Origin of the sequence: Staphylococcus sp. LKG3-1 (assembly GCF_048568385.1) — a bacterium.
Classification (GTDB): domain Bacteria; phylum Bacillota; class Bacilli; order Staphylococcales; family Staphylococcaceae; genus Staphylococcus; species Staphylococcus saprophyticus.
The window spans coordinates 2,553,071-2,566,470 of sequence record NZ_CP183796.1 but is presented as its reverse complement, the minus strand read 5'-3'; the positions used below and the strand labels follow the sequence as shown (position 1 = coordinate 2,566,470).

The window sequence follows — 13,400 nt, the reverse complement described above, 5'->3', positions numbered from 1 at the left end:
CACTCCCTAAAATAGATTGGCATAAGGATTATCATCTGATTCCTTATTACTTACTTGTTGATTAAGATAACCTTCAAACTTATTACCAAATAATGTTTCTGGTCTTAGGAACTTTTCCATATCTGTTCCTTTCCATTCAGCTGCCTTGTTATCTATGACTTTTCTGAAATCATCTTCTGTAAAACCTTCATTCCATCTTGCCTTAATAACAGTTTGTGTTTTATTAGTAGTGTGTTTATAGTGCTTGCCTGTTTTTTCGTTAAGATAGTTAATGATTGGTTGATAGTGTGGTTGATGTGTAGTCGGGTTGCCCGACAATGTTTTTACTTCTTCTTCTAGTTCTAATTCTTTATCTAGTTCTAGTTCTTCTTCTGTTGCGTTACCTTGCGTTACTGTAACGTTACTATTGTTTAACTTGTTTTGTTCTCTATGTTTACGTACTCTTTCGCGTGTTTGTTGTCTTATTTTTTCAAGACCTTCGACATTTTGGTGTTTCTCCCAATTAGTAATTCTTAATGCACCTACATCTTCAACCATTCCTAATTTCTGGAAGGTTTGTATCGCTAATCTCACTGAATTAAGTGGTCTATTGAATTCATTCGATAACATTTCTGCGTTATAAGGTAAGTTTTCCGACAACATAATATAACCTTGTTCGTTATACTTGCCAGCTAGTGTTAGCAACTTAACCCAAATTGTAATTATCGTATCTCTCTCGGGTAATGCCTCTATATACTTAATCTTGCTATCATCGAACATGCCAACTTTAAGTTTTATCCATTGGACTTCGCCCATCTTTCTCACCTTCTCCGTACAAGATCCATTCAACTGTTGTGTTATAATCTTTTGCCATTTGTTTTAATACATTCATTCTCGGTATGTGTACACCGTTTTCCCATCTGATAACTGCTAATCTGTTAACGTCGTATTTCTTACCGAATACGGATTGTGTTTGATTTGAGTCTATTCTAAGAAATGCTATTCTATGACCCATTAAGCACTTATCCTTGTGATTCAGTGGTCTTGCTATCATTGTTTCTCACCTCGTAACATGCTATTTAATTTGTCATCTACTTCCACCCAAGCATTTTCTAAATGGTGTAGTTTATTAAAACTACTCATTCCCATGTCGTGCTGTTGGTTATGATGTTTTCTACATAGTGCTAACACTTTGTTTCCGTAGTGATTTATCTTATTTCTGTTTCGTCCTCTACCTACTGCTTGATAATGTGCTAAATCGCTATTTGGCGCGCCACATATGACGCAAGTTCTATTTATGGTAGATTTATATAGGAAATACCTATCGTTCGTCATGAGGTTACTTGTGGCTATTCTCATGGGTATATTGTTATCGAATACAAAATCAAGTATCAACTCGATTAATTCGCTTGCCTGACGTCTTTTGCAGTTACTTAAAGATATGGGTTCATAACCATTCAAAAACTCAAGCTGCTTTTGAAACATATATCTTAAATAGTCCATTGGTTGTCCGTAATAATCGTATATGTCACGTACCATCGCGAATATTTTCCGACGTTGTTTACCTGTGATTTTGTAAGGGTCGTGAATCGCTACGTCACATTCAACTTCTAATCCGTTATCTAGTAGTAGAAAGTCTTTATTATCTAATGTCACACCCTCGATGACAGCAGTTATTGTGCCATCATCTTGTTGGATGTATGATTTGATTATTGGCATTTAATCAGTCCAATCAGAACGGGAGATCGTCCGTATCTATATCTGCGTTACCGTTAGCAAAAGGGTTATCCTTATCAGGTAATTGTTGTGACTTAGCTTGTCCACCTTGTTGTTGAGATTGCCCTTTAGATTGTGATTTAGGTTCCATGAATTGAACACTGTCCGCTACTACTTCGGTAACGAATATTCGTTTACCTTCATTGTTTTCATAACTACGTGATTGTATACGACCATCAACACCAGCTAAATGACCTTTGAATAAATAGTTGTTTACATTTTCTGCTTGTTTACGAAAAACAACTACATTGATGAAGTCTGCTTCACGCTCGCCTTGTGCATTTGTAAATGTTCTGTTAACTGCTAATGTGAAATTCGCAACATTAACACCAGATGGTGTTGTTCTAAATTCTGGATCTTTTGTTAATCTACCTACTAATACGACTCTGTTTATCATTGTTCAATCTCCTTTATCCAATTAGTTATTGATTTGTGTGTACGTGCTATTTGTTCTGAACTTAATTCAGCTACATTAACATTTTGCAATTTAGTTATTTGAGTTTTATATTCTTCGGATTTTCCGTTTTCAACTGCAACTCCAATGAATAGTTCTATTGCCTTAGTTAATTCTTCTTTTTGCTTATCTGTAGGTCTTTGTACTGGTGAGCTTTTTTGTTTAACTTGTTGTGGTTTGTTGTTCACACCACTAGCATGATTACCATCGTCATCTTGATCACTTGTAATTCCAAAGACTGCCGATAATGAATAACGCTTTAAATAACTAATTAATGCCCCAGCACCTTGTGCCGTTTCTTTATCTGCTTTCATATAAACAGGGTCATATTCAATATATTCGCCACTTTCATGCAATAGCATTGTAGAAACACCTACACGACCATTAGCATCATTAGAAGCCCATTGTGTGAAAGATAATCCTAGACTTGGTGCAACTTCGTCTATAGCTTCTACAACATTTTCAAGTGGCACATATTTACTTTTGAAAAATGGATTTTTGGCATCTTTCATTGGCTGCTTTACTTGTTTGTGAAATTCTACTAACGCCTTATTGATTTTTGTTATTGATTCCGATTTATTCATTTATCTCACCCTCAAACTTCTAGTTTGTTTCACTTCTACACCAGGAATCTCTTTACCTTCTTTTAATTCAGCTAGTGCAACTTTTTTGTTTAATTTAGGTGCTTGTGATAACCAAAAATCTTTTGGTATTAATTTTTCATCTATTACATTTAAACTTGGCGGGTTGTTTTGAATGTTGTAACTATTCAATGCTGTTTTGAATCTAGTTTTACCTGTATCTTCCATCATGTTTTGTAATGATTCTTTCATACGTTTTATATGCGCATCATATGTTGTTTTACGTTGTCTTAAACGCTTAATTTCTTCGTCTATTGCTTCATTATCACTTTCTAGTGATTTAATCACTTTGATATAATTGTCTGCTTTAACTTCTAGTGCTTCATCGATACTTTCTAACGTATCTATATATGATTGATCTAATTCTTCGTGTTCTTGGGTAATCATATTCAGCACAGTTAAATAATCGCTTGATAGTTGATATATATTGCTCATTGACTAATCCCCCTAAGATTGTGTATATTTAAGTTGTTAATTTTTATAAATACTCGACTGTTAAGCGTTGGCGCGCTTAGCGGTCTTTTTTTTGTGCGTAATAACTATTCCAGAATGCGTAACTTCCGATAAAACTTAAAACGCTAAATACTATGCTGTAATGAAAATCTGACGTAACCATTGCAAATAGTGCTGTAGATAAAACTGCTGTTAACCATGCTAAAATGTGTTTCATGTTATCCCTCCTTACATAGAAAAAATTGATTAAGCATGCGATTTATTTCACTACTTTTTAAGTTATCAATGAAAACAAAGTAATTATGCTTAGTTTTAACAAAAGGTGTTCTCACAAATTCTATTGAAGTAACTTTTTTAATATCCTTATAACTTCCTTTAGTCATCAGTGATAATTCTTGAATGCGTTTTTCTATTGCTTTATCCATGTTATCCCTCCTTTAATTTTTCTTTTTAACTCTTGCTTTTATTTCTTCATCGTAATCTTGTAAAAACTTGCGCATTTTTTTACGATTAAATAAATATTTTCCTTTTCCATCTGGATTAACAAATTGGCTAAACGGTGCTATTTTTCTTCTGAAATAATCATCATTTATGATGTTTTCTACAATCCATTGCTTAGTAGTTGGATATGTCGCTGCTACTTCGGCTAAAGTCATATTAATGGGTTGGTTATCAATAAGATCTTGCAACCAAACTTTAGACACAATGACTTGATCATCTGGTAACGTTGCTGTTACTTGTATAGTTTGTGTCATTTATTAATCACTCCTTTAAGCTCTTTTCTAATTGGTAAGTTGTATCAAACGACGGTTGCCATTTCTCAATGAATTGCACTGCCTCTTGATAGCGTCCTCTTGGAATACTTGTATAAGTTGGTACTTGAAAAATATTTTTTATGCTCTTATACAATTCAGCAAATAGCTTTCTAGCAACTGTGTTGTAATGACCATTAAATTTGTTTCTTACAATTTCAGCTACTTTACGAGCCACTAATTGTTGGATGTGTTTAGCTTCTCCATGCATAATCGGATAAGATTCTTCAATTGCTGTTAATCGTTCATCTAATTCAGTGTTACCTTGTGCAATTAACTGAATTTGTTCTGATGTTGTCATTGGTTTTGTTTGATATGTTCCTGTCTTTCGTAATGTTGGTAAGACTTCATCAAAAACCCATTCCTCAAATTTTTCTGCTTGTGGCAATTTTGATTTAGCAATTAATCTGTATAAATTACCTTCGTCGATGAATTTCTTACTTTGTTTTCTTCCTAATGAATCGATGACGTAACGATTCGTTACCCCACGTTCTTTTGTATGATCAATAATTGCTTTTCTTGGATTTGTATATCCTAAAATTTCGGCAATTTTAATTGCTGGAAACCATTCTTTCCCTTCGATAACTAAAACCCCTAAATTTCCAAATTGAGAGTTTTGAAATACTTGTAAATCTTGCATTTTAATTCCTCCTTTAAATTTATCGTTCTTTTACGGGAACGTTTTGCGTAAAAAAAATATCTAAGTTGTTTGTTTCATAACCTAATATTTTCGCCATTTTAATAAACTCGTTCGCTCCAATATCAACGATTCCATTTTCTCGTTTAGCATAAGGCGTTCGTGTTTTCCATCCCATTTTATGAGCCATCTCATCTTGAGTTATTCCATTTGCTATTCTTTCGGCTCGAAGTCTGTTGAGATTTAATTTCATGTTTGCACCTCCAATCGTTCTCGTTTGAGAACTAAACAAACCTTAACACTTAACGTTCTCGTTTGTCAACAAAGAATACTAAAAAAAGTTTCTAGATTTATTTATCGAAAACATATTGTATTCGTTCGGGAACGATGTTATTATTATATTGTTCACTAAAGAGAACAATATAATTCAAGGAGATAAGTAATATGAGAACAAATGAGGAAATAATAGATATAATAAAAACTACTTTAAGTAAAAAAGATATGTCACTTAGTGAATTGGCTCGTCGAGTTGGTATGGCAAAATCAGCTGTATCTCGTTACTTGAATGGAAGTAGAGAATTCCCATTAAATCGTGCTAATGATTTTGCTAATGCACTTCATATTACCACTGAATATTTACTTGGATTTGAGGAAAGACCAGACAGAATGCCAGATTCAGAAAAAGATGAACAAACAACTCAAGCAGCACATTTCAATAAAGAAGATTTAACAGAGGAAGAAATCGAAGAAGTAAATAAATTTATAGAATGGATAAAAAACAGAGATAAATAATTAGGGGATTTGTAAATGTGGAAATATGAAAAATTAATGAGTGAATATGACTTTTTAGAATTTGAAGAATTATCAAATTTTCCTAGTTCACAAGATGGCTATATTTGTGGCAATAAAATTTATATTAAAGATAGCTTAACTCCACAACAAAAGCATGAAATTCTTGCCGAAGAAATTGCACATTATAAAATAACTTACGGGAATATATTAGATCAAACAAATTTCAATAATAGAAAATTTGAAGGTTATGCACGGCGTCAAGCTTACAAAATGTTGATGCCTATTAACGAAATTAAAGAATTGCATAGAAACAATATTACTACCCTACACGATATAGCAACACATTTTGAAGTTACAGAACAATTTGTGAAAAGTGCATTATCCTATTATGTAAAAAAAGATATAATACCAGGAGCTATTTTGAGTATGTAGTCATTTTTTTTACAAAAATTTAATGTTTAACACGTTATTATTTAACAATATTTGTGTTGTAATAAATGATGGAGAATACATGAAAAATAAAGGAGATTGATTTATGAAAAAGGTTTTAGGTTTATTGTTGGCAAGCACATTGGTATTAGGAGCATGTGGAAACAGTGGAAATGATAAAAATGAAAGTAAAACTGAATCTGTAAATGAAAACAAAGCACAATTTAAAAATGATACTTTAGTAATCGATGATGCAGTAGTCAGCATTAAAGATACATTTATAGTAAATGATAAGAATTCAGATAGTAAGCTACTAGCTTTCAAATATGAAGTTAAAAATAAAACCGATAAAGATGAAATAACACCAATGAATGTATGGATATCTTCAATGACAGCTACACAAGACAGTGAAAACACTGTTAATGATTTAGAAGTAGGTCCTACGCCTAATACGGGCAAATTCGAAGAATGGGATAAACATTCACAAGACAAGATTAAAAAAGATAAAACAGCAAAGGGAATTACTACTTACACTTTAGAAAATGATGAAGATGTAACACTAAAAGCGACTAAAGGTGTAGATGGCAAGGAATTGGGAACTAAAAAAATTAAATTAGATGATTTAAAAACTGTAGATTATGACGCTGCGGAAGATTTAACTAGCGATAGCACTTCTGATTCAGAAACAGATAACCCAAATAATGATGAACAAACCGCTTCTAATGATAATAAAAGTAAACAAGCAAATAACGAAAACAACGAAAATAAATCAGATGATAATGAAACTGCTATAGCGTCATCAAATACAAATGCAACTCAAAAAGTAAATACGCAATCATCAAATAAATCAAATGATCAATCAAGTAACGAAGAAATTCCTACAACTACACACGACGAGTCTCAAATGGGTTATGGCAAAGGAGATTATGAAGCAGCGAAAGCTGATAGTGAAAAGGCTATGAAAGACCCTAATGCTCATGTAGGTGGTCCTGGTTGGGTTAGTGAAGGTGAAAGTTATGATAGTTGGAAAGATAGACAACAAGAAGTACAAGAATCACAACAATAAATTTTAGGGTAGCAAGCCTACCCTTATTATTTTTTACTTTTTTTAGGAGGAATAAATAATGAACGTTAAAAAAGTCGGGAAAACATGGGAATATGATTTTAGATTTGATAAGAAACGTTATAGAAAACGTGGATTTAAAACGAAAAAAGAAGCAACTCAAGAAATGAATAACAAATATAATGAACTAACTAAAGGCTTTAAAACAGTGGATTCATTATCATTTAAAACCTATTTCAACGAATGGTTAAAAGTAAATAAAGAAAATACTGTTGCTTTAACTACTTACAATAGATATAAAACTTCAATAAAAGCCTTTGAAGAAAAATTTGGAGACATACCTATAAAAAATATAACACAGTTACAATACAGAGAATTTATAAAAGAATATGGCGAAGGGAAATTTTTAGATGAACCTGAGGAAGGCAGAACAACAAATAGTGTCCAAAAATTACATTATTGCTTAAAGTCTGCTTTGCAAGATGCTTATAATGATGGGTATATTTTACGTGATCCGACATATAACACAAAGCCTTATGGTGTTAAAGATAAACAAAGTGAAAATGTAAAGTTCATGTCATTATCAGCATTTAAAACAATTAAAAGTAGAGTATCAAAATCAAATGAGCTATCACATCTTTTTATATATCTATTGATTTGCACTGGTGCGAGATTTAGCGAAATACAAAATTTGAGATACGAGGATATAAATATTAATGCAGATTTAATTCACATACCAGGTACAAAAACTGAAAACGCCGATAGAACTATCGCATTAGCTAAACAAGATAAAAAACACATTAAAACAGTTCTAGCTAATAGACCAACATCTTTCAATGGCTATGTATTTAATACTGGTGCTAAATTGATTAGTAATAACGCAGTTACAAAGGTACTGCATAGAATATGTTTAGAGGAAAGTATTGGGCGTTATAGTCTGCATTCATTACGCCACACACATTGCTCTGTATTGTTAAAAGAAGGCTTATCAATTCATTATATAAGCAAACGATTAGGACACTCTAATATAACTGTTACATTATCGACCTACAGTCATTTATTAGAAGAACAAAAACTTGAACAAGACCGTCAACTTAGTGATATTATGGCGTCAATTTAAAACGGACAATCAAAACGGACAACACTCAAAAAGTTGTCCAAACGTTGACCAAAATATTTAAAACAAACTTTTAAGGATTTTTAACAAAAATAAAAGAAACGCTGATTTAACAACGTTTCTTGATAATTAAAGAAATCAAATTTTTAATGATTTTCATGTATGTATGGAGACGGCGGGATTCGAACCCGCGTCCAGAGGTTCTGATACTAGCACTTCTACGTGCGTAGTCTATCAATGAGTTTCGCATAATGGGAGGTGATAGACATCCGTCATTATGCTAGTTTGATTCATCTCTTCTAGGCAGACTTCAAACGGCAGTGCCTAGCGTATCCTACTAAAGGTTGAATCGCGTTAACAGCACATAGGAGATGCTGTTAGGCGATGCAGAGTGCTATTACGCAGCTACTGCGAAATTATTGTTTTCTTTGCCAGTTATTATAACTGTGTGTGTTAGTGACGGAGACAGCCCTCCGACACGCTTAACTAGCTCATGGAACCCCTGTCGAATCCAAAAACGCCCCCTGAATAATATTAAATGTACTTTCTGGTAGGCTGTATCTGTTACAGCGCTTTTTCAGAAAGCACATATTATATTACCAAAGATTCATATCTTTGGCAATATATCCGCTTAATAACGGGCTTTCATCTCTCTAGCTACATCACGTTGTACTGCTTTTTCTTTTAATGCTTGACGTTTATCGTATTTTTTCTTACCACGTGCAACGCCAAGTAAGACCTTACAGTGCCCATGTTTGAGATAGAGTTTCAAAGGTACGATAGAGTAGCCAACTTCACGTGTACGCTCACCTAACTTCGCTATTTCACGTTTGTGTAGTAAGAGCTTACGTGAACGTCGTGGATCATGGTTGAATCTGTTACCTTCTTCATACGGCGCAATGTGCATATTGTTTAGAAACATCTCGCCACGATTCACTTGCGCATAACTATCTTTAAGGTTTGCACTACCACGACGAATTGACTTGATTTCTGTTCCTTGTAACACAATGCCCGCTTCAATCGTATCTTCTATATTATAATCATGTCTGGCTTTACGATTTTCTGCTAGTGTTCCTGGTGATTTTTTCTTTGGCATTGAGTTTCACCTCTTCGTTGAGTTATTTTTTCTTCTTACGTGCTTTATTTTTTACATTTTTATCTTTATAAAATGGTTTATGTTTTGTGTTGCCTTTACTTTGGTCGCTTTGACGTTTGTTTTTACCTTTACGTTGTTTCTGTTTAGTACGTCCACGTCCGCCTTTACCATTTTTATCATCTTTAGATTTATCTGATGAATTGCCACGTGGTTTGGCTTGGATTGTCTTACCACGTGATGGTCTTTGACCGCGATCTCTATTTGGTATTGGCATACCGACGATTTGGAAATCAATCATACGTTCATCAACATCTACGTTAATGACTTTAATTTGAACAGGATCACCGATGCGGAATACTTTCGCTTGGCGTTCACCTATCATTGCCATTTGACGTTCATCAAAATGGTAATAATCGTCCGTCATGTTAGATACATGCACCATACCTTCAATTGTGTTTGGTAATTCAATAAACATACCGAAATTCGCAACTGAACTAATAATCCCTTCGAATTCTTCGCCAATATGTTGCACCATGTATTCTGCTTTTTTCAATTCATCTGTATCACGTTCTGCTTCGATTGCTCTACGTTCTCTTTGAGACGTATGTTCAGCAATTTCAGGTAACAATGCTTCCCATTTATTTCTTTCTTTTCTGTCCATGGATTGTTCAATAATATATTTGCGAATTAATCTATGAACAATTAAATCGGGATATCTACGTATAGGTGACGTGAAATGTGTATAGTATTCAGCTGATAAGCCAAAGTGTCCTAAGTTCACATCATCATAACGTGCTTGTTGCATTGAACGTAACATCATCGTTGAAATCACCATTTGTTCTGGTTGACCTTCAACTTCTTGTTGAATTTTTTGTAAAGTAGACGGGTGAATATCTTCACCTGTACCTTTAATCATTAATCCAAAATTAGTCACGAAATCAAAGAATTGACGTAAGCGCTCTGATTTAGGTTGTTCATGGACACGATAGATAAATGGTACTTCTAAACGATCAAAATGTTCCGCGATAGTTTCATTAGCCGCTAACATAAATGATTCAATTAAGCGTTCGCCTTCACCACGTTGTCTCATTTCTACATCCGTTGGGATACCTTCTTCATTAACAAGTACTTTAGCCTCATTAATATCAAAATCGATTTCACCACGACGTCTTCTCATATGGATTAAGCGCTGAGATAAATCTTGCGCTAAATCTAACATCGGTGTGATTTCACTATATTGATTACGTGTTTCCGTATTTTGATCAGTAATAATTTCATTTACTTCATCGTATGTCATACGATAATTAGAATGAATCACACTATCAAAGATTTCATGGCCAACAACATCGCCACGTTCATCTATTTCCATTTGGCAACTTAATGTAAGTCGGTCCACTTGCGGGTTTAATGAACATATACCATTACTTAGACGGTGTGGAATCATTGGTATCACTCGGTCTACTAAGTAGACACTTGTTGCACGACTGTATGCTTCTTTATCAAGCGCTGAATCTTCAGTTACATAGTAACTTACATCAGCTATGCTGACTGTTAATTGTGTATGACCATTGCTTAACTTTTTAACACTAATCGCGTCATCTAAGTCTTTAGCATCTGCACCATCAATGGTAATCGTTAGTTCATCGCGCAAATCGCGACGACCTTCAATTTGTGATGGCTCGATATGATCTGGTACTGCTTCAGCTTCTGCGAGCACATTGTCAGGGAATTCAATTTCGATACCATGTTGATAGATGATAGATAGAATATCTACACCTGGGTCATTCTTATGGCCTAAAATTGCCGATACGATACCTTCAGGATTATCTGTACCATCTGCGTATTTCGTAATTTGTACGAGTACTTTATGTCCATCTACTGCACCTAAATTTTGACCTTTAGGAATAAAGATGTCTTGCATAATACGTTTATCATCTGGTAACACAAAGCCGAAGTGACGTGCTTCACTATAAGTACCAACGACTTGTGTGACTGAATGTGTTTCAATCGTCTTAACTTCGCCTTCTAATTTCCCTTTGTGTTCACCTTTAGATTGATGTACTTCCACGAGGACAGTATCACCATCCATGGCTCTATTGATTTTCGTTGGTGGGATGAAAATGTCATCCATATCCTCTTCTTCAGGACGTAAGAAAGCAAAACCTTTTTTATTTTGACTTAACTTACCTTTGATTAATTTGGATTGTTTGGCATTATTAGATGCTTTACGTTGATATCTATCTGTTTTTGTACGTTGAATCAAACCTGTTTGTTCTAATTCAACAAGCACCTTGATTAAATCTCTAAATGAGTCGGCACTATTTAAACCTAATGCATCTTGAAAATCAGACACAGACATGGGTTCATAATCTGGTTGTTTAATTATTTCTTCAATGGATTGCTTTAAATTCATTATGCCCCTCCTTTCTATTTTTAAATACTTCTAAATTTTTAAGTCGACCAATCTAATGATTCTAAGAAATTGTATACGTCTTCGAATACTAATTCTTTTTCTTTATCAATTGTAATGACATGTCCTGAATTCGCATACCATTTGATATCTTTTTCATCAGATTCGCTCTCATTGTATATAACATTTGCAGAATCTGTATTAATCATTTGATCTTGTTCTGCTTGGACAACTAATAATGGATCCATTACTTCATCTATGTGATCTCTGACATCCTGTATTTGTCCTTGTAACTCTTTTAAAGTGTCTGTAGGTTTAAAGTTTGTCATTTCTTTTTCAATGGTAGCTTCATCTTTACCTTCATACTTTTTAAAATTACGCGCATATTCTAGAACACCGTTAAACATAGACCCTTCCGTCTTAATGTACATAGGTGAACACATTGTTATAATACCCTTTACATCTCTGTTTAAGCTTAATTTCAACGCATAACATCCACCAAGTGACAATCCTGCAACAACGATTTCATCATAACCTTTGTCTACTAAGAAATCATAGCCATCTAGTGCATCTTTAAACCATACAAATGGACTTGAACTTAATATTTCTTCAGGTGGTGCTGCATGTCCTTCATATTGTGGTGCATACGATGTGTAGCCTTTCTTCTGCAAGTAACGCCCTAATTGTCTCACATCTGAGGAATTCCCTGTAAAGCCATGTAACAGTAACACAGCTCTATTACCTTCTTCAAAGAAGAATGGTTCTGGAAGTTTAATCTGCATTGTGTTTCAATCCTTTCGCTTATGCTTTAGTACGTGTCGTTTATTTAAATTCATCTTTTATTTATCTCAATTATTTTTAAAAGCTATATTAACTATTATAAATAAAAAAGCCCGACTTTAACATTGTCGGACCTTATAAACCAAAATAACTTATGCCTAACATTAACAAGAAGAAAATGACAGACAATACAATTGTTAATCTATGCAAGAATAAATCAATACCGCGTTGCTTTTGTTTACCAAATAACTGCTCGGCGCCACCACTAATTGCGCCTGAAAGTCCATTACTTTTACCTTCTTGGAGTAATACAACAGTTACTAATGCAATACAATCTAAAATCAAAAGTACCATTATTAATGTATGCATGAAAATTGTCCTCCATTCATTATATACGAAACGCATTATATCATACGTTTGTCGTCTTTAGCAAACTTCTATCTATTGAACGTGCTTTTACGTTTAATCGAAACAATTAACATATAAACAGCTAACACAAATGATAAAACGAGTACCAGTGTTAAAGGAATGATATTCACGCTAGATTTGATATCTAATATCGCGCCATAAACTGCACTAATGTTAATTAAATTATACAATATTTGTGATACGAATACCGCAAACATAAACCACCATAAATAGGTATGTCTGTTCCAGATTGCGAAGACACCTGCTAAATTCGCAAAAATATACATTATTCCTGTAAATTGGAAACTGTTTTTAATTGTACCCACAGCATTTTCAGATGTTGTCTGTCCGCTATTTGATAATAGTTGTTTAATAACACTATCATCTAAAACTACGAATAAATGTATAACATAAAGAATCGCAATGATGACTGAACTATATGCAATCAGATGAGCCGTTTTAATTTCTTTAGACTTAGGTTTTACTTCCATAATTCGTTAAGACTCCTTCTTTATTTTACATCTTTAATTATATCAGTTTAATTGTAAAAGAT

At 33.7% G+C, this 13,400-nt stretch carries 20 protein-coding genes and 1 other RNA gene; 4 read left to right on the top strand and 17 right to left on the bottom strand.

The features are described 5' to 3' along the window. Window positions 1-6: 6 nt before the first annotated feature. The 11 genes from ACM595_RS12700 to ACM595_RS12650 form a co-directional block, all read right to left on the bottom strand. Complete coding sequence (locus ACM595_RS12700) at window positions 7-795, bottom strand: phage replisome organizer N-terminal domain-containing protein (protein ID WP_069796340.1); 789 nt, start codon at window positions 793-795, stop codon at window positions 7-9. Next, window positions 767-994 (bottom strand): helix-turn-helix transcriptional regulator, encoded by a 228-nt coding sequence (locus ACM595_RS12695; RefSeq protein WP_419744323.1) that lies wholly within the window; start codon window positions 992-994, stop codon window positions 767-769. Before ACM595_RS12695 ends, ACM595_RS12700 begins: the two co-directional genes overlap by 29 nt. 35 nt (window positions 995-1,029) lie before the next feature. Continuing rightward, on the bottom strand, window positions 1,030-1,698 hold the full coding sequence (locus ACM595_RS12690; protein ID WP_174605022.1) for a putative HNHc nuclease: 669 nt from the start codon (window positions 1,696-1,698) through the stop codon (window positions 1,030-1,032). Between the two features lie 13 nt (window positions 1,699-1,711). Then, window positions 1,712-2,152, bottom strand: a complete 441-nt coding sequence (gene ssb, locus ACM595_RS12685; protein WP_419744322.1) for a single-stranded DNA-binding protein — start codon at window positions 2,150-2,152, stop codon at window positions 1,712-1,714. Continuing rightward, a complete protein-coding gene (locus tag ACM595_RS12680; RefSeq protein WP_145441195.1) occupies window positions 2,149-2,793 on the bottom strand; it encodes an ERF family protein in 645 nt (214 codons plus the stop codon). The genes ssb and ACM595_RS12680 overlap by 4 nt, the downstream gene beginning before the upstream one ends. After that, window positions 2,794-3,285 (bottom strand): siphovirus Gp157 family protein, encoded by a 492-nt coding sequence (locus tag ACM595_RS12675; RefSeq protein WP_145441197.1) that lies wholly within the window; start codon window positions 3,283-3,285, stop codon window positions 2,794-2,796. 76 nt (window positions 3,286-3,361) lie between these two features. Continuing rightward, window positions 3,362-3,520 (bottom strand): hypothetical protein, encoded by a 159-nt coding sequence (locus ACM595_RS12670; protein WP_174605023.1) that lies wholly within the window; start codon window positions 3,518-3,520, stop codon window positions 3,362-3,364. 1 nt (window position 3,521) lies between these two features. Beyond that, on the bottom strand, window positions 3,522-3,728 hold the full coding sequence (locus ACM595_RS12665; RefSeq protein ID WP_419744321.1) for a hypothetical protein: 207 nt from the start codon (window positions 3,726-3,728) through the stop codon (window positions 3,522-3,524). A gap of 12 nt (window positions 3,729-3,740) precedes the next feature. After that, window positions 3,741-4,058, bottom strand: a complete 318-nt coding sequence (locus tag ACM595_RS12660; protein ID WP_419744320.1) for a DUF771 domain-containing protein — start codon at window positions 4,056-4,058, stop codon at window positions 3,741-3,743. Between the two features lie 7 nt (window positions 4,059-4,065). Beyond that, window positions 4,066-4,755 (bottom strand): BRO family protein, encoded by a 690-nt coding sequence (locus tag ACM595_RS12655; RefSeq protein WP_419744319.1) that lies wholly within the window; start codon window positions 4,753-4,755, stop codon window positions 4,066-4,068. Window positions 4,756-4,774: 19 nt separating this feature from the next. Beyond that, complete coding sequence (locus ACM595_RS12650) at window positions 4,775-5,005, bottom strand: helix-turn-helix domain-containing protein (protein WP_419744318.1); 231 nt, start codon at window positions 5,003-5,005, stop codon at window positions 4,775-4,777. A 191-nt stretch (window positions 5,006-5,196) separates the two neighbouring features. Between ACM595_RS12650 and ACM595_RS12645 the strand changes: the two genes are divergently transcribed. The 4 genes from ACM595_RS12645 to ACM595_RS12630 all read left to right on the top strand — a co-directional run bounded on the left by ACM595_RS12645 (window position 5,197) and on the right by ACM595_RS12630 (window position 8,156). Then, on the top strand, window positions 5,197-5,544 hold the full coding sequence (locus ACM595_RS12645) for a helix-turn-helix domain-containing protein (protein WP_419744317.1): 348 nt from the start codon (window positions 5,197-5,199) through the stop codon (window positions 5,542-5,544). Between the two features lie 15 nt (window positions 5,545-5,559). After that, a complete protein-coding gene (locus ACM595_RS12640) occupies window positions 5,560-5,976 on the top strand; it encodes an ImmA/IrrE family metallo-endopeptidase (protein ID WP_270892732.1) in 417 nt (138 codons plus the stop codon). A 103-nt stretch (window positions 5,977-6,079) separates the two neighbouring features. Continuing rightward, window positions 6,080-7,039, top strand: coding sequence for a DUF5067 domain-containing protein (locus ACM595_RS12635; RefSeq protein WP_270892731.1), 960 nt, complete (start codon window positions 6,080-6,082; stop codon window positions 7,037-7,039). 58 nt (window positions 7,040-7,097) lie between these two features. Continuing rightward, a complete protein-coding gene (locus ACM595_RS12630; protein WP_075100165.1) occupies window positions 7,098-8,156 on the top strand; it encodes a tyrosine-type recombinase/integrase in 1,059 nt (352 codons plus the stop codon). Between the two features lie 161 nt (window positions 8,157-8,317). On the opposite strand, the gene ssrA is transcribed toward ACM595_RS12630, so the two are convergent. From ssrA to ACM595_RS12600, 6 genes are all read right to left on the bottom strand, one after another. Continuing rightward, window positions 8,318-8,678: a transfer-messenger RNA gene (ssrA, locus tag ACM595_RS12625) on the bottom strand. A 106-nt stretch (window positions 8,679-8,784) separates the two neighbouring features. Further along, window positions 8,785-9,249, bottom strand: a complete 465-nt coding sequence (smpB, locus tag ACM595_RS12620) for an SsrA-binding protein SmpB (protein WP_011303579.1) — start codon at window positions 9,247-9,249, stop codon at window positions 8,785-8,787. A gap of 22 nt (window positions 9,250-9,271) precedes the next feature. After that, window positions 9,272-11,662, bottom strand: a complete 2,391-nt coding sequence (gene rnr, locus ACM595_RS12615) for a ribonuclease R (RefSeq protein WP_041079691.1) — start codon at window positions 11,660-11,662, stop codon at window positions 9,272-9,274. Between the two features lie 38 nt (window positions 11,663-11,700). Further along, window positions 11,701-12,441: an alpha/beta hydrolase gene (locus ACM595_RS12610; protein ID WP_115347497.1), complete on the bottom strand. Its 741-nt coding sequence runs from the start codon at window positions 12,439-12,441 to the stop codon at window positions 11,701-11,703. A 133-nt stretch (window positions 12,442-12,574) separates the two neighbouring features. Continuing rightward, the gene (secG, locus tag ACM595_RS12605; protein WP_011303582.1) at window positions 12,575-12,808 is read right to left on the bottom strand and encodes a preprotein translocase subunit SecG; all 234 of its coding nucleotides are present in this window, start codon (window positions 12,806-12,808) and stop codon (window positions 12,575-12,577) included. Window positions 12,809-12,876: 68 nt separating this feature from the next. Then, complete coding sequence (locus tag ACM595_RS12600) at window positions 12,877-13,338, bottom strand: hypothetical protein (RefSeq protein WP_041079693.1); 462 nt, start codon at window positions 13,336-13,338, stop codon at window positions 12,877-12,879. Between the last annotated feature and the right edge of the window lie 62 nt (window positions 13,339-13,400).

Excerpts from the sequence above, each read along its gene's own strand:
- ACM595_RS12700 (WP_069796340.1), bottom strand. The coding sequence starts at position 795 with ATGGGCGAAGTCCAATGGATAAAACTTAAAGTTGGCATGTTCGATGAT.
- ACM595_RS12695 (WP_419744323.1), bottom strand. The coding sequence starts at position 994 with ATGGGTCATAGAATAGCATTTCTTAGAATAGACTCAAATCAAACACAA.
- ACM595_RS12690 (WP_174605022.1), bottom strand. The coding sequence starts at position 1,698 with ATGCCAATAATCAAATCATACATCCAACAAGATGATGGCACAATAACT.
- ssb (WP_419744322.1), bottom strand. The coding sequence starts at position 2,152 with ATGATAAACAGAGTCGTATTAGTAGGTAGATTAACAAAAGATCCAGAA.
- ACM595_RS12680 (WP_145441195.1), bottom strand. The coding sequence starts at position 2,793 with ATGAATAAATCGGAATCAATAACAAAAATCAATAAGGCGTTAGTAGAA.
- ACM595_RS12675 (WP_145441197.1), bottom strand. The coding sequence starts at position 3,285 with ATGAGCAATATATATCAACTATCAAGCGATTATTTAACTGTGCTGAAT.
- ACM595_RS12670 (WP_174605023.1), bottom strand. The coding sequence starts at position 3,520 with ATGAAACACATTTTAGCATGGTTAACAGCAGTTTTATCTACAGCACTA.
- ACM595_RS12665 (WP_419744321.1), bottom strand. The coding sequence starts at position 3,728 with ATGGATAAAGCAATAGAAAAACGCATTCAAGAATTATCACTGATGACT.
- ACM595_RS12660 (WP_419744320.1), bottom strand. The coding sequence starts at position 4,058 with ATGACACAAACTATACAAGTAACAGCAACGTTACCAGATGATCAAGTC.
- ACM595_RS12655 (WP_419744319.1), bottom strand. The coding sequence starts at position 4,755 with ATGCAAGATTTACAAGTATTTCAAAACTCTCAATTTGGAAATTTAGGG.
- ACM595_RS12650 (WP_419744318.1), bottom strand. The coding sequence starts at position 5,005 with ATGAAATTAAATCTCAACAGACTTCGAGCCGAAAGAATAGCAAATGGA.
- ACM595_RS12645 (WP_419744317.1), top strand. The coding sequence starts at position 5,197 with ATGAGAACAAATGAGGAAATAATAGATATAATAAAAACTACTTTAAGT.
- ACM595_RS12640 (WP_270892732.1), top strand. The coding sequence starts at position 5,560 with ATGTGGAAATATGAAAAATTAATGAGTGAATATGACTTTTTAGAATTT.
- ACM595_RS12635 (WP_270892731.1), top strand. The coding sequence starts at position 6,080 with ATGAAAAAGGTTTTAGGTTTATTGTTGGCAAGCACATTGGTATTAGGA.
- ACM595_RS12630 (WP_075100165.1), top strand. The coding sequence starts at position 7,098 with ATGAACGTTAAAAAAGTCGGGAAAACATGGGAATATGATTTTAGATTT.
- smpB (WP_011303579.1), bottom strand. The coding sequence starts at position 9,249 with ATGCCAAAGAAAAAATCACCAGGAACACTAGCAGAAAATCGTAAAGCC.
- rnr (WP_041079691.1), bottom strand. The coding sequence starts at position 11,662 with ATGAATTTAAAGCAATCCATTGAAGAAATAATTAAACAACCAGATTAT.
- ACM595_RS12610 (WP_115347497.1), bottom strand. The coding sequence starts at position 12,441 with ATGCAGATTAAACTTCCAGAACCATTCTTCTTTGAAGAAGGTAATAGA.
- secG (WP_011303582.1), bottom strand. The coding sequence starts at position 12,808 with ATGCATACATTAATAATGGTACTTTTGATTTTAGATTGTATTGCATTA.
- ACM595_RS12600 (WP_041079693.1), bottom strand. The coding sequence starts at position 13,338 with ATGGAAGTAAAACCTAAGTCTAAAGAAATTAAAACGGCTCATCTGATT.